Raw genomic sequence first — 21593 nt, 5'->3', positions numbered from 1 at the left:
CTTCCCTTCCCGGGACTACTCCAGGGTCTCCTTCACCTTCTCGGTGGTGAAGAACTCGATCACGTCCCCGGGTTTGATGTCGTTGTAGTTGGCGATCCCGATGCCGCACTCGAGGCCGGCCTTCACCTCGGCCGCGTCGTCCTTGAATCGCTTCAGGGAGGAGACCTTGCCGGTGTGGATGACGACGTTGTCGCGCAGCAGGCGGACCTGCGCGTTGCGGTTCACCCTTCCGTCCACCACGAAGCAGCCCGCCACCGTCCCGACCTTGGAGATGCGGAAGGCCTCCCGGACCTCGGCTGAGCCCAGGCGCACCTCGCGGAGGGTGGGTTCCAACAGGCCCTCCAAGGCCTTGCGCATGTCCTCCACCGCGTCGTAGATCACGGTGTACAGCCGCACCTCGACCTTGTCCCGCTCCGCGGCTTCGGCGGCCTTGCGCTCCGGACGCACGCTGAAACCAATGACCACCGCGTTGGAGGCGGCGGCCAGAAGCACGTCGCCCTCCGTGATCGCGCCCGCTCCGGAGCGGATGATCCGCAGCTTGATCTTCTCCTGCGGGATCTTCATGAGCTGGTCGGTGACCGCCTCCACCGAACCCTGGACGTCGGCCTTGACCACCAGGGGCAGCTCCTTGAGCTGACCCTCTGCGATGGCCCGGCCCAGGTCCTCCAGCTTGATCTTGGAGGAGGCGGACATGGCCTTCTCCCGGAGCTTGAGCTGCCGGAAGGCCACGATGGACTGCGCCTTCAGGTTGTCTGTCACCACCAGGAATTGGTCACCCGGCTCGGGCAGCGCGGCCAGGCCCAGGACCTCGACGGGGGTAGCCGGGCCCGCGGACTTGAGCCGGTCCCCGTGGTCGTCCACGAGGGCGCGCACCTTGCCCGCCACCGCCCCGGCCACCACCGTGTCCCCCACCTCGAGGTGCCCGTCTTGAACGAGGATGGTGGCCACGGGGCCGCGCCCCTTGTCGAGGCGCGCTTCCAGCACCGTCCCCACCGCCGGCTTCTTGGGGTTGGCCTTCAGCTCCTGCAAATCGGCCACCAGCAGCAGCATCTCCAGGAGCTGGTCCAGGTTTTGTCGCTTCTTGGCGGACACGTTCACGAAGACGGTGGTGCCCCCCCACTCCTCGGGCATGAGGCCGCGGTCGGAGAGTTGCTGCTTCACCCGGTCGGGCTGGGCCTCGGGTTTGTCGATCTTGTTGACGGCCACCACGATGGGGACACCCGCCGCCTTGGCGTGGTCGAGAGCCTCCACAGTCTGCGGCATCACCCCGTCGTCCGCGGCCACCACCAGCACCACTATGTCGGTGACCTTGGCCCCGCGGGCCCGCATCAGGGTGAAGGCCTCGTGGCCGGGGGTGTCGAGGAAGACCACTTTTCGCGTGCCCACGTCCACGTGGTAGGCCCCGATGTGCTGGGTGATGCCCCCCGCCTCGCCCGCCGCCACCCGGGTCTCCCGGATGGCGTCCAGGAGCGACGTCTTGCCGTGGTCGACATGGCCCATGACCGTGATCACGGGGGCGCGGGGGACCAGGTCCTCCGGCTTCGACTCCACCGTCTGCACCTGCACGACCTCGTCCTCGAAGGACTGGATGGAGGCCTCGTAACCGAACTCCTTGCAGATCTCTATGGCCAGGGCGGGCTCGATGGTCTGGTTGAGGGTGGCCATGATGCCGCGCGAGATCAGGGTCTTGATGATGTCCCGCGACTTCACGTCCTCCATCTTCTCGCCCAGTTCCTTGACGGTCACCCCTTCGGTCAGGGTGATCTTCCGGGGCGGCCCCGTGTAGACCGGACGCTCCTCCCGGACGGGAGGGGCGATCTGGCTCTTGGCGCGGTCACGATCCTGCCGCTTCGGCGCGGGTCGTCCCACCGGACGCGGGGCGGGAGCGGGGGCCGGACGGCTCGGGATCGGCGACATGGGCCGCAGGGGCACGGTGACGCCCGGGCGCCCTGGTGCGACCGGGTGGGGCGAGCGGGGGAGGGGCGACGCGCCGGCGATACTGTGCGGGCTCGTGGGATGGGGCCCGATGGGCCGCGGGGGCGCGATGGGGCGAACCGGGCGGGGAGTCAAGGGCCCGACGGGCGACGGACGCGTGGCCACCGCCCCCCCCATCGCCAAGGGAGCGGCGGCGGGTGGGGCGGGCGCCCCCGGGGGTGCTATGGGGCGGACGGGGCCGGTCACCCGCGGCGCCACCACCGGAGGACGCACGGGCGGAGGCGGGGGGGCAACAGCCGCCGAGGGAGCCGGCGGCGGCGCGGCCGGGCTCACCGGCGCTTCCTCCTCCGCTTCCGGGAGCTCGGCCTCCTCTTCCAGCAGAGGGGGCGCCGCGGTTTTCGGGGCTAGGCGCGGCGCGCCAGGAGCGTGGAGCAGGGCGGGCGGGGGCTCCTCCACGACCACCCCTTTGGCCTTCTTCTCCGCCTCCGTCTCCTTCTCGGCCTTGTGGCCGCGCGCCTTGGCCGCCTTGCGCGCCTCCGCGGCCGCTCTGGCCTCCGCCGCTGCCTGCTCCCGGGCCGCGCGTTCGGCGGCGATCCGAGCCGCCCGCTCGCGCTCCTCAAGCTCCCGCTCCGCCTCGTCCTCCTCGCTGCCGTAAATGCGCTTCTTGCGGGCGGTCAGGGCGTCGATCTTCAGGGCCCGCTTAAGCTTGTCCGCGGTGTCTTCGTCCACGGAGCTAGACGCGGTCTTCACCTCGACCCCGAGGCGTTTGAGGCGCTCGATGACTTCCTGGCTGGAGAGGTTCAGATCCCTCGCCAGATGGAAGACCCTAACGTTGACCATCCGACTCCCCTCCCTGACCCGTCCTCTCACCCGCGGGCGCGACCTCCGGCTCCGGCGCGGCTGTTGCCGCCGCCTCGGAGCCCGGCGGCTCTTCGGCCGCCGCCTCCTGGGCCGCCTGCTCCTCTGCCGCTTGTTCCTTGGCCGCCAGTTCCTGGGCGGCTTGTTCCTGGGCCGCTTGTTCTTCCGCCAGCCGACGGCTCTCTTCCTCCGCCGCCTGCTGGGCCGCCTGTCGCTCCGCCTCCGCGGCTGCGTCGCGCTCGTCCCACACGACCTTGGCCGCCGCCGCGGACTCGCGGATCTTCTCCGCCGTCTTGGGCCCGATGCCTTCGATGGAGGTGAGCTCCTCGTCCGGCATCTCTAGGAGGTGGTTGAGGCCGGCCACCCCCGAATCGATCAGCTTCTGAATGGTCTTCTCTCCGACCCCGTCCAAGCTGCGTAGCTCGTCCACGATGCGCGCCATGCGCGCCATCTCCGCCTCGACTTCCTGGCGCTTTTCCTCCTCGCTCTTGATGTCGATTCGCCAGCCCACGATCTTGGCCGCCAGCCGAACGTTTTGACCCTTCTTGCCGATGGCGAGGGAGAGCTGCTTGTCCTCTACCACCACCTCCATGATCTTCTGCTCTTCGTCCAGGATGGAGACCCGGCTCACCTTGGCGGGCGAGAGGGCGTTGATCACGAACGTGGTGGGATCCTCATTCCACTCCACGATGTCGATCTTCTCGCCCCGCAGCTCCCGGATGATGGACTGGACGCGGGTTCCCTTCATGCCCACGCAGGCCCCCACCGGGTCAACATCCCGCTCGCGGGAGATCACCGCCACCTTAGCCCGCTCCCCCGCTTCCCGGACGCAGCCCTTGATCTGGACGGTGCCGTCGTAGATCTCCGGCACCTCCATCTCGAAGAGCTTCATGAGGAGGGCGGGGTCCGTCCGGCTCACCACCACCTGCGGACCCTTGGCGGACTTCAGGACCTTGACGATGGCCACCCGCACCCGGTCCCCCGTCTGGTAGGTCTCGGCCCGGCTCTGCTCCTTGCGGGGGAGCACCGCCTCCGCCCGGCCCATGTCCACGATGAAGTCACCCATCTCCTGGCGCTTGATGATCCCGTTGATGACCTCGCCGACACGGCCCGAGTACTCGGCGAACACGTTGTCCCGTTCCGCCTCCCGCACCTTCTGGAAGATCACCTGCTTGGCGGTCTGGGCGGCGATGCGGCCCAGGATGTCGGTGGGCTTGGGAAACTCGATCTCCTGCCCCACCTCGGCCTCGGGGATCAGCTTCCGCGCTTCCTCCAGGCCGATCTGAAGATCGGGCTCCTCCACCGTTTCCACGATCTGCTTGACCGCGAACACCTCGATCACGCCGCTCTCGTTGTTGAAGCGGCTGCGCAGGTCCTCCGCGCTCTTGTAGTACTTCTTGGAGGCGGTGAGGATGGCGTCTTCGATGGCGGCGATGATCACGTCCGGGTTGATGTTCTTCTCCCGGCTGATCTGCTCGATTTGTTGTCGCAGCTGATTTGCCATGGGACCTTCAATTCACGCCCGGGGACGCGGTGGCGTACCCCCCGGACCCCCCGAGTCCGCGCCGGGGACGAAGCCCGCGTCTCCCACAGCCCGTGGCCGGCCGCTCTCGGTGGCCATGGCTCATCTCGGAAATTCCACTTCCAGTCGGGCATGGGAGATCTTGGCCAAGGGGATCCGGGCTATGGCGCCCTCCTTCTCCAGGCTCAAGCTCACCACGCCCTCCTCTATGGCCAGCAGACGGCCCGTCCAGTGACGCCGGCCCTCCACCGGCTCGTAGCTCGAGAGCCTAGCCAGCCGGCCCGCGAACCGCCGGTAGTCGGCCTCCGTCTTCAAGGGCCGATCCAGGCCGGGGGAAGACACCTCGAGGGTGTAGGAGGAAGCGATGGGGTCCTCCGCATCCAGGATGGCGGAGACCTCTTCGGAGACGGACTGCAGTTCCGCGATGCCGATACCGCCCTCCTTGTCCACGTAGAGACGTACGATCTGCCCCTCCCGGTCGCGCTTGACCTCGACCTCCGTGAGCTCGAACCCACGCCCCCCGGTCACCCGCTCGGCGACCGCCCTGACCCGCTCGACCATCTCCTCCTGCCTCAGGTCGCCCCCGTCGACGCCCCAAAAAAAAGAGTGGGGCGAACCCACTCTGGTGCAACACCCGGAGCTGGAACTTACTTTATACCAAGAGCTAGAGAGTATTCAAGCCCTAGACGATGCGGCCCACCAGGTCGTAGGCGTGGGTCGCGGTGATCTCGCAGGTCACGAAGTTGCCGGGCTCGGCGGTGCCGTCGTTGATCAGCACCTGTCCGTCGATCTCGGGGGCCTGGGTGGCCAGTCGTCCCCGCAGGAGCAACTCGGTCTCGGGATGCACGCCCTCCACAAGCACCTCGAGTCGCTCCCCCAACCGGCTCCGGTTCCTCCGGGACGAAATCCGCTTCTGCCGGGCCATCAGCCGGCGCCGCCGGCTCTCCTTGACCCGCGGCGGGACCCGGTCGGGCAGGCCGAAAGACGTCGTGCCCTCCTCGTCGGAGAAGGTGAAGACGCCCACGCTCTCGAACTCCCCCTCCTCCACAAACCGGAGCAGCCCTTGGAAATCGGACTCCGTCTCCCCCGGGAACCCCACGATGAAGGAGGTCCGTATGGCCACCCCGGGCACCCGGGCGCGGATGCGCTCGACCATGCCGAGCAGGTTCCCGCGGCCGGTGGGCCGTTTCATTCGCTTCAGGACCGGTTCGCTCGCGTGCTGCAGGGGGATGTCCACGTACTTGACCACCTTCTCCTCGCTAGCGATGGCGTCCAGGATGGGGTCGGAGAGGGTCGCCGGATAAGCGTAGAGGATGCGGATCCAGCGCAGGCCATCGATCCTACCCAGGCGCCTGAGCAGGTAGGCAAGACCGTCGCGCACCCCGAGATCGAGACCATAGCGGGTGGAGTCTTGGGCCACGAGCACGACTTCTTTGACCCCGCTCGCGGCCAGAGACCGGACCTCGGCCACGATGTCCTCCACGGTTCGGCTCCGGTGCCGACCGCGCAGGGTGGGGATGATGCAGAACGAGCAGTTGTAGTCGCACCCCTCGCTGATCTTCACGTAAGCCAGGTAGGAGGGGGTGGAGAGGACGCGGGGAGTGGTGTGGTCGTATATCCAGACGGGCGACCCCGCGGGGGCGTCGGCTAGGGATGTGGGTACGCCCTCCACGGCGCGCAGGATGTCGTCCACCTGCCCCGTGCCCAGGGTGGCATCGATCTCGGGAATCTCGCGGCGAAGCTCCTCGTCGTAGCGCTGGGCCAGGCAGCCGGTGACGACCAGCCGCCGAGCCTTGCCCTTCTCCTTCAGCTGGGCCATTTCCAGGATTGCGTCCACCGATTCCTGTCGGGCGCGCTCGATGAAGGCGCAGGTGTTGACCACGATCACCTCCGCCTCCCGGGCGTCCGGAACCAACTCGTAGCCCCGGGCACGCAGGCGGCCGAGCATGACTTCCCCATCCACCAGATTCTTGGGGCAGCCCAGGCTGACCAGGCCCACCTTGGTGGCGCGGGCGGACGCTAGCCCGGGAACAGGGGCCCCCCCGGATGGGCGCTCGCTCCCCTCCCCGCTCGCGGGGTCGCGGGGTTGGCTCAGTGGGCCTTCTCCGGGGAATCGATCTGGTTCCCCCACTCACGCAGCTTGTCACGGTCACTGGCCGAGTACAGCTCATCCCCGATGTCAGCAACCTGGTCGCTGATGCCACCCAGGACCTCGAAGTCCTCTCCCTGCTGCGCGATGAGCGAAAGGTGGTGGGCCACCGCATCCAGACGGGGCACGGCTTTGTCCATGGCCAAGAGCAGGCCTTCAACGAGCTCCACGAGCGCCGTCCGGCTGAGACCGTCATGCCACGTGGGTTCCATGGTTCCCTCCTCGCCCTGTCCTCGAGGTGTCGTTCCCGGGCGACCGGCCATCATAGCTCTTTCCCCGCCCCTTTGCGACCGTTTGCGGGGACCGCTATACTCGCGCGGACAGTTTCAAGAAGGAGAACACGTGGGCACTGGAACCAAGATCGCCATCGGCTGTGGAATCGCCGTGCTCGTGGGCGGAGCGGTCGTTATCGTTGGCCTGGGCGCCGGCGCCTACTGGGTGAAGGGCAAGGCCCAGCAGTTCGCGGGCGACATCACGGCCAAAGCGCAGGAGATCGCTAAGTACGAGAAGGAGGCCAACCGCAACACCTTCAGCCCCCCTCCGGACGGTGTGATCGCCGAGCCCCGCCTGCTCAAGTTCCTGGATGTGCGCAAGGCGATCTACGCCGTCTACGAGCAGCACAAGGCTGAGATCGACGAGCTCCAGCACCGCCCGAAGGACAGTAAGCAGCCGGGCCTGGGGGACGTGATGGAACTCGGCGGCAAGCTCGCCCGCCTCACCTCCGACATCCGGCTGGCCCAGGCCAAGGCGTTGGCCGGGACGGGCATGAGCGACCGCGAGTACCGCTACCTCCAGCAGGCCGTGTACCAGACGGCCTGGGCTTCTCAGATTCAGAAGGAGACGGGCCAGCAGCCCGCGCAGCTGATGGAGCAAGCCTTGAAACAGGCGGGCGACGCCACCCAGGAGGCAATGCAGAGGGCCCAGCAGGCCGGAGTCTCGCTCCCCGCGGCGCCTTCCGCGGAGGACCAGAAGCAGGCCGGCGACGTGATGAAGCAGCTCGCGGGGAATGCAGGAGGCCTTGCCGTACCCCAGGCCAACATGGACCTCTTCCGCAAGTACGAGGCGGACATCAAGCAATACGCGATGAGCGGACTGGCTTTCCTGGGCCTCTAGCCTGCGTCGCGCGGCCCGCAGGCCAACTCAGATAGCCGGCGGGCCGCCACCCGTGCCCCGTCCAAGAGGGGCGGCTCCGGGAAGGGCTGGCCCAGCACGGACCGGATCGGCTCCCCCAGGCGCCCGGCCAGCAGATCCGCGTTGCTGACGTGCGCGCAGGGCAGGTAGCGTGGCATCTCCGCGACCAGAACGGGGTATTCCGGGAAGTCCCCCCTCTCCGTGTACACGAGCCGCGTCCGGGCCGCGATGGCATCGGTGACGATGCCGTAGCCGGGCTTGGTCACGACCACGTCCGCCGACGCCACCACGTCCTGGTACCCCAGCCCGAGACCTCGCCAGCGCTCCGCTCGCAGCGCGGTTACGTTGTCGGGGAACGTCCCCGGCCCTGCTTCCATGAGGAACTGGATCCCGCTGAGCCCGCCCAGCACTCCCGGGTCGAAGCCGGGCAAGCCCAGGCCTCCGAAGGACAGAAGCACGAGCGGACCCTCGGGTAGACCGAGCCGCTCGCGGGTCTCCTCCCCATCCGCGCGGGGCCGCCGGGCCACGAGCGGGATCGCCTCCCGGCGCGGAAAGGCGGAGAGATCGCCGGCGAAAGGGAGCTCGAGCAGCAAGTGCGCGCGCCCGTAAGCGGACGCCGCCGCCGACGCCGCGGCCCCTAGCTCGGGCTCATCAAGGGCGAGATGCCGGTAGACCCAATCCCAGGAGAAGTTGGCGAGGCCCACTCCAGGCACCCCGGCCGCGGCCGCGGCGTCGAAGGCCAGAGGCGGGATGTCGCCCAGCACCAACTGGGCCCGAACCCGACCTAGCCAGGCCGCCTCGGCCTCCACCCGGCCGGGATAGCTCGCGGCGAACCGCCTCCATCGGGCCGCCGTGGCCCCGGTATCGAACACGAGGGCGCCCCGCTGAGCGAGGCCGACGTCGCATTCACGCGCCCGGAACTCGAAAGGGCCCGGGATCGCCTCCCGGTAGAGCGCCTCCGGCCCGGAGGTGACGATGGCGAGGGGAATCCCGGGCGAGTGCTGCCGCACCTCCCGCAGCACTTCCCCCACCCTGGTCGCATGCCCAAAGCCATGCCCCGAGACGTAAGCGACGATCATGCCGGCTTGATTGTGAGGCCGGAGACAGGATGGAGAAAGCAGGGGCCGCCTGCTTTTTTGGACCGCCGGCAAGACCCGGTCGCCGGACCCTTTCTCCGGTTGGCGAGACTGCCTCGCCTACTGCTTCCGCGGAGGAGCCCGACCTCTAGTTTCCGGTCGTAAGGACGACACGGAAACGGGCCTTGCCGCTCATCATCCGGTCGTAGGCCTCGGCCGCGCGCTCCAGCGGAAACACCTCGTTCATGGACCGCACTCCGGCGAGCGCGCTGAAGTCCATCGTGTCCTGCGAATCGGCGGCGGTGCCCGAAGGCCAGCCCACGATCGACCGCCGCCCGCCAAGGAGCAGGAGGGCGGAGACCTCAAGCGGCTCGTGAGCGGCACCCAGGACGATGAGCTTGCCGTCAATGCCGAGGCCTCCCAGAACCGCGGTCATGGCCTTGCCGGAGGTCACGGTGGCGAGGACGACGCGGGCGCCGCCCAGCCGGGTCAGTTCCTGGGCCGGGTCCTGGGTCTGGCTGTCGATGTAGTGCTGCGCCCCGAGCTTCCGCGCCAGAGCCTCCTTGTCCTTCCCCCGGGCGATGGCGACGGTGCGAAACCCCATCTTGGCCGCGAACTGGACGCCCAAATGGCCGAGGCCTCCGATCCCAAGGACCCCCACCAGATCGCCAGGGCGGGCGCCGGCATGGCGCAGCGAGTTGTAGGTCGTGATCCCCGCGCACATCAGCGGCCCCGCGTCAGCGGCCGAGAGGCCATCCGGAATCCGCGCCAGGGCGACGGCAGGGGCGATCATGTAGTCCGCGTGGCCTCCATCGTAGGTGATGCCGGGGATCTGGGGAGCCACGCGGCAGGTCACGAAGTCCCCACGCCGGCAGGACTCACAGTAGCCGCAGTGCCCACCGTGCCAGCCCACTCCTACCCGGTCGCCGACCTTCCACACGGGGACCGAACGACCGACGGCGTCGATGACTCCGGCGACCTCGTGTCCCGGCACGCGCGGGTACTGAATGCCCGGCCACAGTCCCTCCTTGGTCAAGGAATCGCTGTGGCAAATGCCGGAAGCCTGGACCTTCATCCTCACCTGCCCGGCATCGGGCTCGGGAATCTCGCGCTCGATGAGCTCGAACGGTCCCTTCGCATCGCGGACCCGGGCGGCGCGCATTTTCGGCATGAGTCCCCCTTGTGGCCATTATCCTCGAGTTGGCAGGCCTCCGAACAAGTCCACCCCGGCGAGCAAAATGGCGGTCACCTCTCTCCTTATCTGTAATGTGGTCATGGCGGCCAACCGCCGTATCATGGTCCCGGCCTGCGTCCAGCATTCGATTGGCGAAGCGACTCTGTTCATGCCCCGATGGCTGTCGAGCAAATCACCCAAGTCTAGGCGACGTCAAAACGGTCAAGGTTCATCACCTTGTTCCACGCGGCTAGAAAGTCTTGGACAAACTTCGCCTGCGCGTCCGAACTTCCGTAGACCTCGGCCAGGGCCCGCAGCTGAGAGTTGGAACCGAAGATGAGATCGACACGCGTGCCGGTCCATTTCAGTTCGCCCGTCTTGCGATCGCGCCCTTCGAACACGTCCTGGGCGTCCGATACCGCCTTCCACTCCGTGTCCATGTCGAGCAGGTTGACGAAGAAGTCGTTGGTCAGCGCCTCCGGCCGCTTGGTGAAGACACCGTGCTGGGACTCTCCGAAGTTGGCATTCAGAACGCGCATCCCGCCAACGAGAACCGTCATCTCCGGCGCCGTCAGCGTCAGCAGCTGCGCCCGGTCGACCAGCAGAGCCTCCGCCGGCACGGTGTACTTGCTTCTGAGGAAGTTGCGGAAGCCATCCGCGATAGGTTCGAGCACGGCGAACGAGTCCGCATCGGTCAGCTCCTGCGAGGCGTCCATGCGTCCTGGCGTGAACAGAACCTTCACGTCGTGACCAGCCTTCTTCACCGCTTGCTCGACCCCCACGCAACCAGCCAGAACGATCAGGTCGGCGAGCGAGACCTTCTTCCCGCCAGAGGCCGCCTTGTTGAACTCGCTCTGGATACCCTCCAGCATCTTGAGCACTTTCGCCAGTTCGGCCGGGCGGTTGACAGGCCAATCCTTCTGGGGTGCGAGGCGAATGCGCGCGCCGTTCGCGCCGCCGCGCTTGTCGGAACCACGGAAGGTGGACGCCGACGCCCAGGCGGTCGAAACTAGTTGCGAGACCGAAAACCCTGAAGACAGGATCTTGTTCTTGAGGGAGGCAATGTCCTTCTCATCGATCAACTTGTGATTGACCGCGGGAATCGGGTCCTGCCAGATTAGCTCTTCGGCAGGCACCTCCGGGCCGAGATAACGTGCGCGAGGACCCATGTCGCGGTGCGTCAGCTTGAACCAAGCACGGGCGAAGGCGTCCGCGAGCTGATCCGGATTCTCGTAGAAGCGCCTCGAGATCTTTTCGTAGGCCGGGTCGAAGCGCAGCGAGAGGTCCGTGGTCAGCATGGAAGGCCCGATACGCTTCGACGGGTCGTGGGCATGGGGCACGGTTCCGGCGCCCGCGTCACCTTTCGGCTTCCACTGATGCGCACCCGCCGGGCTCTTCGTCAGCTCCCATTCATAGCCGAACAGGTTCCGGAAGTAGTCGTTGCTCCACTTCGTCGGCGTCGAGGTCCAGGTGACTTCCAGGCCGCTGGTGATCGCATCACCGCCTTTGCCTGTGCCATAGCTGCTCTTCCAGCCGAGGCCCTGCTCCTCGATGCGGGCCGCTTCCGGCTCGGGACCCATATGAGAAGCAGGGCCGGCGCCGTGGGTCTTGCCGAAGCTGTGACCTCCAGCTATGAGCGCCACCGTCTCTTCGTCGTTCATCGCCATGCGAGCAAAAGTCTCGCGGATGTCCTTGGCCGCCGCGATCGGATCCGGTTTCCCGTTCGGGCCTTCCGGGTTGACATAGATCAGGCCCATCTGGACCGCAGCCAGCGGATTCTCGAGAACCCGGTCTCCGGAGTAGCGCTTGTCGTCCAGCCACTTGTTCTCTGAGCCCCAGTAAACGTCCTCCTGCGGCTCCCAGGCGTCCACGCGCCCGCCGCCAAAGCCGAACGTCTTGAATCCCATCGATTCCAGGGCGACGTTGCCGGCAAGGATCATGAGGTCGCCCCATGAGATCTTCCGGCCATACTTCTGCTTGATCGGCCAGAGCAGCCGGCGCGCCTTGTCGAGGCTGACGTTGTCCGGCCAGCTGTTGATGGGCGCGAAGCGCTGCTGACCGGCTCCGGCGCCGCCGCGACCGTCACCGGTGCGATACGTGCCGGCGCTGTGCCATGCCATGCGGATGAACAACGGCCCATAGTGCCCGAAGTCCGCCGGCCACCATTCCTGCGAGTCGGTCATCAGTGCGCGCAGGTCCTTCTTCACCGCCTTCAGATCGAGGCTCTTGAACTCTGTCACGTAGTTGAAGCTCTCGCCCATTGGATTGGAGAGGGAGGAATGTTGGCTCAGGATATTCAGCCGGAGTTGCTTCGGCCACCAGTCACGGTTCGATGGGCCGCCGCCGGCGGCATGATTGAACGGGCACTTTGCTTCGTTCTTCTCGTTAGTCATGGTGAGCTCCTTCCACTTTCTGAGGGGACTACTTGCCTTACGCCGCGGACAGATCGGGACCGATTAACTGGTCTCCCACCTCACCAGTGTGACGCAGGCCTCGTGATCGATCCAACGACTAATTGTGATTACAATGATCGAGCTGGTCGATCGCGCCCGAGGGGTGCCATGTGACCACTGAAAGGGGTTCCGCGGAGCGGGCCATGCCTTCTGCCTTCCGTCTTCGGGCTTTCTCCTGGGCGCGGAGCGCGTGATGCCCGCGTTGCCCACCCTGCGCCAGCTCGCCTACCTCGTCGAGCTGTCCCACCGCCTGAACTTCCGCGTCGCTGCCGAAGCGCAGTTCGTCACGCAGTCCACGCTGTCGGCGGGACTTAAGGAGCTCGAGACGCTGCTGGGCGTGCAGCTCGTCGAGCGCGACCAGCGCCACGTGCAGTTGACCGCGGTGGGTGGGGAAATCGCCGCGCGCGCGCGCGACCTGCTGGCCGCCGCGACCGACCTGGCGGAGACGGCCCGCTCCGCGGCGCGGCCCCTGTCCGGCCTCCTTCGCCTCGGCGCGATTCCAACCATCGCGCCCTTCCTGCTGCCGAGCGTGCTTCCGGCCCTGCGGCGCGCGCACAAGGAGCTGAAGCTGCACCTTCGGGAAGATCTCACGGAGCGCCTGCTCGAGCGGCTGCGCGCGGGCAGCCTCGACGTAGCGCTGATCGCGCTGCCTTTCGACACCGGCGACCTCTACGTGCGCGAGGTCTTCAAGGACGAGTTCTGGTTCGTGGCGCGCAAGGATTCGCCCGCCGCCCGCGACAAGGAGGTCGCGATGCGGGAGATCGACACCGGCGACATGCTGCTGCTGGAGGAAGGGCACTGCCTGCGCGACCACGCGATCGCCGCGTGCGGGCCGCGCCGCACGTGGGAGCCCCGCGTCGAGGCCACAAGTCTGACCACGCTGATCCAGATGATCGAAGGCGGATGGGGCGTGACGCTGCTCCCCGCGATCACGCTGGAGGCGGGCATACTCAAGGGCACCCGGCTCGTGGCGCGCCCGTTCGCACGGCCTGCGCCGTCTCGCACGCTCGCGCTGGTCGCGCGGCACACCTCGTCCCGCCGCCGGGACGCGGACCTCCTCGCCGACTTCGTCATTCAGCACTGGCGGCCGCCACGAGGGTGACGAGTGACGGCCGACCGCCCGATCCACGATCGACTACCCAGGCTTCACGTACCCAGCGCGATAGCGGTTAGTGACTTGTACGTGGGCGATTCACAGCTGTAGGTCGCGATCCCGCGCGAGCTCGCGCGGCGGGGTCATCGGTTCAGCAGAACTCCAGCAGCGCGAGCTCCGCGCCAAATCCTGGACCGAAGGCCCCCAGGAGGCCACGGGCACCCGCCCGGGGCCGGTGCCGCCGCATGATCTCCTCGAGGACGAAGAACACCGTGACCGAACTCATATTCCCGTGCTCCGAGAGGACTGCCTCGGTGGGCGAGAGGTCCTCGGGGCCGAGGCCGAGCTGCTCGGTCATGACCTCGATGATGCGCCTCCCCCCCGGGTGCAGGATCCAGCGCGCGATGTCACGACGGCCCAGGCCCCGTGGGGCGAGGAACCCCTCGACGGACCGCACGATCTCACGGCGGACGAAGGGCGCCAGGCCGCGGTCGAGGATGATCTGGAATCCCTGGTTGCGCAGGTGGAAGCCCATCAAGTGGGTCGTCTTCGGGAAGAAGACGCTGTCGGCCTCGGTAAGACGAGCCAGGGCTCCGCCGCGGGCCCGGGGGTGCTCGGGACCCACCAGAACCACCGCCGCACCCCCGTCGCCGAAGATGGCCGTCGAGACGACGTTGGTGGCCGAGCGGTCCCAGCGCTGGAAGGTGAGGCTCGAGAACTCCAGGGCGAGGACCAACGCCGCTTCGCGTGGATGCGCGGTGAGGTAGTCGGCAGCGCGGGCCAAAGCGACGACGCCGCCAGCGCAACCGCTCTCGGTGATCGGCAACCGCACCAGGCGCGGCCCCATGCTCAGGGCGTCGGCCACGTAGGCGTCGACGGCAGGGATCATGAAGCCGGTGCACGAGACTGTGACGACCAGAGTGATCTCGCGCGGCCCGAGGCCCGCCGAGCCTAGGGCCCGCCGCGCGAGCTCGATCCCGGTGTCGCGGATGATTGCGTTGTAGCGGTCGTTCTGCGTCTCGAAGTCCCCGGGGCGGAAGACCTCCTCGATGGGGACGACACTGGCGCGGGTCTTGACCCCCGCCGAGGCGTATACCGAGAGCAGGCGGGTGGCGTTGGCGTCGTCCTTCTCCTCGAGCCACGAGCGCACCCAGTGCGTGACGACGTCCTGGGTGTAGCGGTAAGGCGGTAGAAACCGTTCAATGGATAGGAGCGTCGTCATGAGCCTCAGGAGCGGCCGAGAATATGGCGAATGGCTGCCGCGAACTCGACGTTCACTGGCAATACGCTCCCGTGCAGGGCTGCTGTAAACCCGCGCTTTGATTGATGCTTCCGACCATGACGGGATGGATTGCGCAGTGATAGGGGCCACCACCGCCTTCGACTGGCATGGGTCGACTCGAGGCTCCGGGGAGGAGATCACCCGTGTCCACCGAGCCATCGTTCAGCAAGACGCGGTGAGTCACGTTGTCGACGTTGTGCCACACGATCATCTGACCTGCCGGCAACGTCGCCGGATTCGGTGAGAATGACTGTGCGCCGTTGACCGCGACCACGTTGACCGTCACGACGCCGGCCGCGGTCGACGGCGTCGGACTGTTCGGGTTCCCGCTGCTTCCGCTGGAATAGCCCCCGCCGCAGCCCCACATGCCCAGGCCGACTGCGACCACCGCACCAACCATCACAAAACCACGCATCCGTGTCTCCCTTCTTGTTTGTTGTTCGGCTCGCCTTGCCGCGACCGCGAACTGCGCATCCCTTTACGGATGTGGGAGGTCAACGACCCCGCCGAGCGTCCCCTCCAGACGGCCAGAGTTCACCGCCGCGCCGATCGAGGCAACGGCAATCCCTGTCCACCTGGGCCACGTCAGCAATCGGGTGGGCTCGAGGGCCGGGGGTTGAGGCGAGGGCGCATCCCGCGACCACCGTGATGGCGCCCATCGCCGCCCCCGCTCGGACTCTGGCAACGGCGATGGTGCGCCAGGCTCGGAGGCCTTTTTGAATGTGTTGAGGTCTGCCGCCACCGCCGCAACGACCGACCCACTCTGAGAGGGAGCCTCGAGCGAGCCGGATGAGCTTACCCTCTTCGATCGGGCCGGACCTGCCCTCAACGCTCAACGGTCAGCGTCGCCGTCGTCGTCGCGGCGCAGCGGCGTCAGGAAGTTCTGAACGACGAAGTGTGCGACGTCGCGGCCTAGCCGTCGCCCGGTGGTGAGGTCGAAGCGGAAATGAACACCCGCGAAGATACGACTGAACGAGGCTTCTTTCGCGGCGGCGGCGAAGCTGTCGAATGAGCGCTGGACCGACGGCAGAACCTCAGAGGTGACGGCAAAGTCGAAGTGATCCTTCTCGAAGAACTCATTCAGTACTACTTCGCCGGCCGCGCTGATGACCGCGTGCGCGCCAGGGTAAGAAGGATCCGGGGGCGTCTTGACGACTTCCGGAAGCCAGTTCGGATCGGCGATGGTGTCGGGGTTGTTGTCCGAACCAGCGCGGATCGCCGTGACCGGCCGCCAGAAGTTGTAGGTGTATTTCGCGTCGTAGAAGGCAATCACGGCATCCGCGAAGGTCAGGTTTAGCTGTGCAAACAGGCGCGCGTTCTGCGCAGTCGTGAGTCCGTGTACGAGGCTCGCGGTCTGTGCGATCTCGTTCCAGTAGTTCTGGATGGCACCATTCCAGAAGCGACCCGTCAGGGCCTGGTCCGGTGAAGCGGCGGTGCTGGCGGCGACCCCGAATACCTGCACCTCGTTGACCGCGCGGCTGTACTGGTGGCTGGAGAGGGCGGGCGGAGGGCCGGGACGAAACTGATCGGCACGCGCGAGCGCAAACGGCGTCACGCCGCTCCAATGCGTGAATTGAGGCTGCGGGGGAAAATTCGGAGGCGTTGATTGGTAATCGCCGGGTTTGTCGCCAAATACGTACGGGCGCGGCCGAGCCCCGGACCCGTCCTGGCTCCGCAGCTTCAGTATGCGGCCAGCAACGGTCTGGCCTACGCTGATTCCCTCGGCCTTGTGCTCGTCTTCCGGTATGGCTGCCAGCGACTGTTGAAGCTCGAGGTCAAGCATCCCCTGGAGCTGCGGATAAAGGGTGACCAGGACTTCATGCGCGGCCGTAGCCACGGCTGCATCCTGCGAAGCGAATCGTGAAACCCCCGTCAGCTCAATCGCGTAAGGGCGGTGTCCCTTGTCGATGGCGTTCACCGCGTCGTAGATAGCGGCGTGCATGATCGCAAGGCTGCGGGTCGGGTGAATCGTTGCCGGCTGTGCGCCCGGCGTGCGGACGATCATGAGTAGCGTTCCGTTCCAAAGTAGAACGGGGTTGACCGACTGCGCCGCGGACTCGTTGGCAAGGACCGCGATACCGGCGAACCCAAGGACGGCCAGCATCCTTCTCATCGAGGACTATCCCCTCTCCTTATGGCGCGACAGCTGCAGAGCTGGTCTGGTGACGATCCGTTTCGTCACCCGCGCCCCTTGCGTATCCAGACCGAGGAACCGAAGTGAATATTCCCGGGCCGCCGCGATCACGAACCTGATGGCAGGGCCGGGCGGCGAATGCCACCCCATGCGGTAGGGAATAGACAACCCGCGCCATCGGTCGTGTCAGTGAGGAGAGCGACGAGACAATGTCGCGCTCGGGGATCGTTCAGAGCGTTGACTTGCGGCCGCCAGCGCGCGGGGGTCTCTTCCTTGGATCTTCTCAAGGGCGGCAGACCGGACCGAGGACAGGTCGACTCGGAGTTCGTCCGCGCCTCCTGGTGGAGCGAACCATTCGTGCCGGCTACAGCCACTCTGGCTCGAACTACAAGACGGCACGGCGGCTGGACTTCGCCAACGACCGCTATCGCCACGAGCGCAGTCTTGGACTGGTTGTGGTGACCTTCCGGCTTTGCCCCTTGCAATGACTCTTAGGTCTTTCCGCCCGGGCGCATTCGGGGTGGCAGCAACTCGGCCTTGCCACGGGCTCCACGTCCCTGAATTTCATGAAACAAGGCCCGTTCGTACCCACTCAACTGGAAGGCGGGTGGGAGCAACCTGCTCCCGATGAATCAACAAGTTGGCGACACCTGCCCGTAAGGCAACCCACCGCGTTTCAGCTGGGCGCCGTATCCGCTAACGCGCGTCCCCGTGCCGCCAATCCCAAGAAAGAGTTGTGCCAAAATCCAGCGTCCCCAAAGGGGGGCGGGGAATAAGGAGGCGGTAGGCGGCGTTTCAGCTTACAGGGACCGCCCCGCACGAGTGAGTCAAGAGAGATTCGAGGCCGAGGCGCTCCCTCACCTGAAGGTTCTTTACAGGACCGCCTACCGCATGACGCGTAACGCTCACGACGCCGAGGACCTCGTGCAGGAGACGTACCTGCGCGCCTACCGGTCATTCGACCGCTACACGCCCGGCACAAATATCCGCGCGTGGCTCTACACGATCCTCCATCGAGTGCGGACCGATGCCGTCCGCCGTTTGGCCCGCAGGCCGGAGGCGGTCGAACTGCTCGAAGACACGCTCGCTGCTCCTCCGGCCCAGGACGACCTGGGCAGCGAGCGTGAGGACGTCGCCCCGGCCCTGGCGCGGCTCCCCGAGTCCTTTCGGGTGGCGGTCCTTCTGCGGGATATCGACGAGTTTTCTTATGAGGAGATTGCTCAGATCCTTGAGGTGCCGATAGGCACGGTAATGTCTCGGATCCACCGCGGGCGAGCGCTCTTGCGGCAGGCCTTGGGAAGCAGACAAGCGTGACTTGCGACCCTGAGAGCGTTACCGCCTACGTCGACCGGTTCCTCTATGGTGCTGACCTCGCCCGCATGGAGGCGCACCTCGCGGACTGTCCGGCGTGCCGTGAACAGGCAGAAGCGGAGCGGGAGTTACGAGCGCGCCTCAAGGGCCTGCCGGCGCCAGAGCCGCGGCCAGCCTTAGAAGGCGAGGTGCGGCAGCGCATTCGGTCGTCTCGGCGGCGACGCGGGCTGTGGCTCGTGCCCTTGGCCGCGGGCCTCACGGCCCTCGCGCTGCTCGGCCGAGGCAGCCCTACCGTGGTGGCCTGGGAGGCCTCTCGCGACCACGCGCATTGTTTCGGCCAGAAGAGGCTCCCGGCCCAGGTGTGGAGCAACGACCCCGCTACCGTGAGCGCATGGTTTGAGAGACAGGGCACGGCGATGCCGCCACTGCCGGTGGGCGCTGGGGGACTCCAACTCCTCGGTGCTCGCTACTGTCCGTTTCCCGATGCCACTCTTGTGCCGCACGTCTACTACTCGTCGGCGGAAGGTCAGCTGTCCGTGTTCTTGATTCCTCGCCGGCTCCGCCTCAAGGGCTCTTTTGTCGCGACGACGCGCGGCACCAGAGTTGGCATGCTCACCATGAATGACTCGACCCTGGCCCTGGTCAGCGAGAACCCGGCCCAAGTGGAGACGTTCCAGCGGCTCTTCGCGACCAGGATGGCGACCCTGGTGATTGCGGGTGACAGCCATTGACCTCCGACGGAGCCGAGGAGATTCTCCATCAGTTGGCCGACGGCGACGGTCACGCCCTGGCCGAGCTCTACGACCGCTATGCGAGCGTCGTAAAGCGCCTGGCGCTGAGGATCCTCCGGGACAGCTCCGAGGCCGAGGACGTGGTCCAGGACGTGTTCGTCCAAGTCTGGAGCCAGGCCGCGCGCTTCAATCCTTCGCGGGGATCGCCCCAGGCGTGGCTGTGCACAATCGCCCGCACCCGCGCCATCGACCGCTTGAGACGGCGCGTGGTGCGCCGCGAGGAACTGGGGGATCCGCTTCTTGGTATCGGCGAGTGGCCCCGGAGCGAAGAAGAGATCGCGGTGCGGAATGCCTTGGACGTGGTCTCGCCGGACCAGCGGAGAGCGTTAGAGCTCGCCTATTACGAAGGACTGAGCCACTCCGAGATCGCCCGGAAGCTCGGCGCGCCCTTGGGCACAATCAAAACGCGGATACGCACCGCCATGCACTTGCTGCGCGACAGGCTAAGGTCCTTCCCATGAACGTCAGCTGTAGGGGGGGCGAGGCCGCGAGGCCTTGGGATCGCCTTGGGTTCAAGTCCGGTTTTCAGGGGCCTCACAAGGGTTCACGAGGCAATCCCAGCTTCGCAGGGACCATGGACCGCGAACTCCCCGCGGCGGCGAAAGCCCGTCAGCCAGGGATTTTGGCGGCCAGGACGTCCACCTTCTCGATCTTCGGCGGCGCGGCGAGTAGTTCGCCTGCTCTTGCCATGAGCGCCGCGGCGATCGGACCCTTCAGGTGGGCCTCGCGCCCGGCCTCGTCCGGAAACGCGTCGAAGATGCCGAAGGTGGCTGGCCCGAGGCGAATGGCGAACCACACGGTGGTGCCGCGCTCTTCATTGGCAAGGGAAAGAGCGCCCGCGAGGAACTTCGCCACCTCGGCCTCTTTCCCAGGCTTGGCCTGCAGCTGCGCAAGAATGCCAACACGAACCATGATGGACCTTCCTTTCGACCTACATAGGGTCGAAAATAATGGTAGGAGGTTGGGGGCGCGATGTCGAGCGGCTTCACCCCCTGCCATTCTCGAAAGGACCCACTTCAGAGCCTGCCTTGCGTGGGAGCTATGAAAGTCACTCCTCTGCCGTTGTACCTCCGGCGTCGCGAGTTCCTGGCCCTCGGAGCGGGGGGCGTCGTCGGTGGAGCGGCGATGTCGCTGTCGTTAGCGCGGTCTGCGCGGTCGGACGGCGGACCGTCGCTGCCCCCGCTGCCCAACCTTAAGAAGGGGCCCTTCAGCACCGATGAGCGTCAGAATTCCTTCGAAGACATCACGCACTACAACAACTACTACGAGTTCGGCACGGACAAGACCGATCCGGCGGCTAATGCCTCGGCGTTCCCGACCCGCCCTTGGAAGATCGCGTTCGAGGGAGAGATCAAGAATCCCCAGTCAGTCGAGGTCGACGAGCTCCTGAAGTGGTTCCCTCTTGAGGAGCGAGTCTACCGCATGCGATGCGTCGAAGCCTGGTCCATGGTCATCCCCTGGGTAGGCCTCCCCCTCGGAGATATCATCCGCAAGCTCGAGCCGACTCAGCGTGCGAGGTACGTCGCCTTCACGAGTCGGCTGGATCCCACGATGATGCCGGGACAGCGGCGGCCTGTGCTGGACTGGCCATACGTCGAGGGCCTGCGCCTCGACGAGGCCACGCACCCGCTGACGCTTTTGGCGGTCGGGTTGTACGGGCGCGTCCTTCCTAACCAGAATGGGGCCCCGCTGCGGTTGGTCGTGCCGTGGAAGTACGGCTTCAAGGGGATCAAGGCCATAACGAAAGTGCGGTTCGTCGAGAAAGAGCCTCCGACGACGTGGAACCGCATGGCCCCCAACGAATACGGCTTCTACGCGAACGTCAATCCCGAGGTAGATCATCCTCGTTGGAGCCAGGCCAAGGAGCGCCGTATCGGCGAATTCTTCAAGCGGAAGACGCTGCCGTTCAATGGTTACGCGGACCAGGTTGCGCGTCTCTACGAGGGGATGGACTTGAGGAGGTCCTACTGAGGACGAGCCTGGCCCGCCGATGAACCGGCTCGTGCGCTCGGCGGTATTCGCGGGCTTCTGTCTACCCCTTGCCCTCATGGGGATTGAGGGCCTCGGCGGTCGATTGGGCGCGAACCCGATCGCCAACCTCATGAATCGCCTCGGGTTCTGGGCCCTGTTTTTTCTCCTGTTGTCGCTGGCCGCTACTCCACTCAAGATGCTCTTCGGGTGGTCCTCACCCGTGCGCTTCCGGCGCATGGCCGGCCTCTTCGCGTTCTTCTACGCGTCGTTCCATTTGACCACCTACGTCGCCGTCGACCAATTCTTCGATTTGCCCGCCATCGCCGCGGACATCGTGAAGCGCAAGTTCATCACGATCGGCCTATTGGCCTTCCTCCTCCTGGTGCCTCTCGCGATCACGTCCACGGACCGCTGGGTGCGGCGCCTGGGGTTCGTGCGATGGAAACGTGTGCACCGATTGTCATACCTCGCGGCAGTGTGCGGCGTGATTCACTTCGTGTGGCGGGTGAAGGCGGATCTTCTGCAGCCGACGATCTTTGGCGTCGTGCTCGCCGGGCTCTTCGCGGTGCGCCTTTTCTCGCCTCGAATACCGCGATCAAGGGCCGCGGCGGGAGGCGCGTTGAGCGAGGGGACCGCAGGACCCTAGCGGCCGGCCGGGAAGCCTTGCCTTCACTCTGTTCACGCACCGAGCGGCCCGGAATATTGCTCTTCCT

Annotated in this window: 19 protein-coding genes; 7 read left to right on the top strand and 12 right to left on the bottom strand. The window is 66.5% G+C overall.

From position 1 onward, the window contains the following. Positions 1-15: 15 nt before the first annotated feature. The 5 genes from infB to VN461_13855 form a co-directional block, all read right to left on the bottom strand. The gene (gene infB, locus VN461_13875; protein HXB55872.1) at positions 16-2775 is read right to left on the bottom strand and encodes a translation initiation factor IF-2; all 2760 of its coding nucleotides are present in this window, start codon (positions 2773-2775) and stop codon (positions 16-18) included. After that, positions 2762-4297, bottom strand: a complete 1536-nt coding sequence (gene nusA, locus VN461_13870; GenBank protein ID HXB55871.1) for a transcription termination factor NusA — start codon at positions 4295-4297, stop codon at positions 2762-2764. Before nusA ends, infB begins: the two co-directional genes overlap by 14 nt. 120 nt (positions 4298-4417) lie before the next feature. Beyond that, a complete protein-coding gene (gene rimP / locus VN461_13865) occupies positions 4418-4891 on the bottom strand; it encodes a ribosome maturation factor RimP (GenBank protein HXB55870.1) in 474 nt (157 codons plus the stop codon). A gap of 106 nt (positions 4892-4997) precedes the next feature. Further along, positions 4998-6314 (bottom strand): 30S ribosomal protein S12 methylthiotransferase RimO, encoded by a 1317-nt coding sequence (gene rimO / locus VN461_13860; GenBank protein HXB55869.1) that lies wholly within the window; start codon positions 6312-6314, stop codon positions 4998-5000. Between the two features lie 92 nt (positions 6315-6406). Then, a complete protein-coding gene (locus VN461_13855; GenBank protein ID HXB55868.1) occupies positions 6407-6676 on the bottom strand; it encodes a hypothetical protein in 270 nt (89 codons plus the stop codon). 130 nt (positions 6677-6806) lie between these two features. Between VN461_13855 and VN461_13850 the strand changes: the two genes are divergently transcribed. Beyond that, on the top strand, positions 6807-7577 hold the full coding sequence (locus VN461_13850; GenBank protein ID HXB55867.1) for a hypothetical protein: 771 nt from the start codon (positions 6807-6809) through the stop codon (positions 7575-7577). On the opposite strand, the gene VN461_13845 is transcribed toward VN461_13850, so the two are convergent. From VN461_13845 to katG, 3 genes are all read right to left on the bottom strand, one after another. Further along, positions 7574-8674, bottom strand: coding sequence for a hypothetical protein (locus VN461_13845; GenBank protein HXB55866.1), 1101 nt, complete (start codon positions 8672-8674; stop codon positions 7574-7576). The genes VN461_13850 and VN461_13845 overlap by 4 nt on opposite strands. A gap of 145 nt (positions 8675-8819) precedes the next feature. Next, positions 8820-9842 carry an alcohol dehydrogenase gene (locus tag VN461_13840; GenBank protein HXB55865.1) on the bottom strand — a complete coding sequence of 341 codons (1023 nt, stop codon included), beginning with the start codon at positions 9840-9842 and terminating at the stop codon, positions 8820-8822. Between the two features lie 206 nt (positions 9843-10048). Next, entirely contained in the window at positions 10049-12238 is a 2190-nt protein-coding gene (gene katG / locus VN461_13835; protein ID HXB55864.1) for a catalase/peroxidase HPI, read from the bottom strand. Positions 12239-12491: 253 nt separating this feature from the next. On the opposite strand from katG, the gene VN461_13830 reads away from it, so the two are divergent. Then, complete coding sequence (locus VN461_13830; protein HXB55863.1) at positions 12492-13400, top strand: hydrogen peroxide-inducible genes activator; 909 nt, start codon at positions 12492-12494, stop codon at positions 13398-13400. A gap of 142 nt (positions 13401-13542) precedes the next feature. Here VN461_13830 and VN461_13825 read toward each other — a convergent pair whose 3' ends face one another. The 3 genes from VN461_13825 to VN461_13815 all read right to left on the bottom strand — a co-directional run bounded on the left by VN461_13825 (position 13543) and on the right by VN461_13815 (position 16786). Beyond that, entirely contained in the window at positions 13543-14613 is a 1071-nt protein-coding gene (locus tag VN461_13825) for a 3-oxoacyl-[acyl-carrier-protein] synthase III C-terminal domain-containing protein (GenBank protein HXB55862.1), read from the bottom strand. 52 nt (positions 14614-14665) lie between these two features. Further along, positions 14666-15088, bottom strand: a complete 423-nt coding sequence (locus VN461_13820; protein HXB55861.1) for a hypothetical protein — start codon at positions 15086-15088, stop codon at positions 14666-14668. 417 nt (positions 15089-15505) lie between these two features. Beyond that, positions 15506-16786: a phosphatase PAP2 family protein gene (locus VN461_13815; protein ID HXB55860.1), complete on the bottom strand. Its 1281-nt coding sequence runs from the start codon at positions 16784-16786 to the stop codon at positions 15506-15508. Between the two features lie 843 nt (positions 16787-17629). Between VN461_13815 and VN461_13810 the strand changes: the two genes are divergently transcribed. From VN461_13810 to VN461_13800, 3 genes are read left to right on the top strand one after another with little or no spacing between them, the layout of a single operon-like run. Next, positions 17630-18121, top strand: coding sequence for a sigma-70 family RNA polymerase sigma factor (locus tag VN461_13810; protein ID HXB55859.1), 492 nt, complete (start codon positions 17630-17632; stop codon positions 18119-18121). Continuing rightward, positions 18118-18849: a zf-HC2 domain-containing protein gene (locus VN461_13805; protein HXB55858.1), complete on the top strand. Its 732-nt coding sequence runs from the start codon at positions 18118-18120 to the stop codon at positions 18847-18849. The genes VN461_13810 and VN461_13805 overlap by 4 nt, the downstream gene beginning before the upstream one ends. Beyond that, a complete protein-coding gene (locus VN461_13800; protein HXB55857.1) occupies positions 18846-19370 on the top strand; it encodes a sigma-70 family RNA polymerase sigma factor in 525 nt (174 codons plus the stop codon). Before VN461_13805 ends, VN461_13800 begins: the two co-directional genes overlap by 4 nt. Positions 19371-19518: 148 nt before the next feature. Here VN461_13800 and VN461_13795 read toward each other — a convergent pair whose 3' ends face one another. Next, positions 19519-19821: an antibiotic biosynthesis monooxygenase gene (locus VN461_13795; protein HXB55856.1), complete on the bottom strand. Its 303-nt coding sequence runs from the start codon at positions 19819-19821 to the stop codon at positions 19519-19521. Between the two features lie 129 nt (positions 19822-19950). On the opposite strand from VN461_13795, the gene msrP reads away from it, so the two are divergent. Beyond that, positions 19951-20880, top strand: a complete 930-nt coding sequence (gene msrP, locus VN461_13790) for a protein-methionine-sulfoxide reductase catalytic subunit MsrP (protein HXB55855.1) — start codon at positions 19951-19953, stop codon at positions 20878-20880. A 19-nt stretch (positions 20881-20899) separates the two neighbouring features. Next, a complete protein-coding gene (locus tag VN461_13785; GenBank protein HXB55854.1) occupies positions 20900-21526 on the top strand; it encodes a protein-methionine-sulfoxide reductase heme-binding subunit MsrQ in 627 nt (208 codons plus the stop codon). Positions 21527-21593: the final 67 nt, after the last annotated feature.

The sequence above is a fragment of the Vicinamibacteria bacterium genome (assembly GCA_035570235.1).
GTDB lineage: Bacteria > Acidobacteriota > Vicinamibacteria > Fen-336 > Fen-336 > DATMML01.
This window is presented reverse-complemented; position numbering and strand designations above follow the sequence as displayed.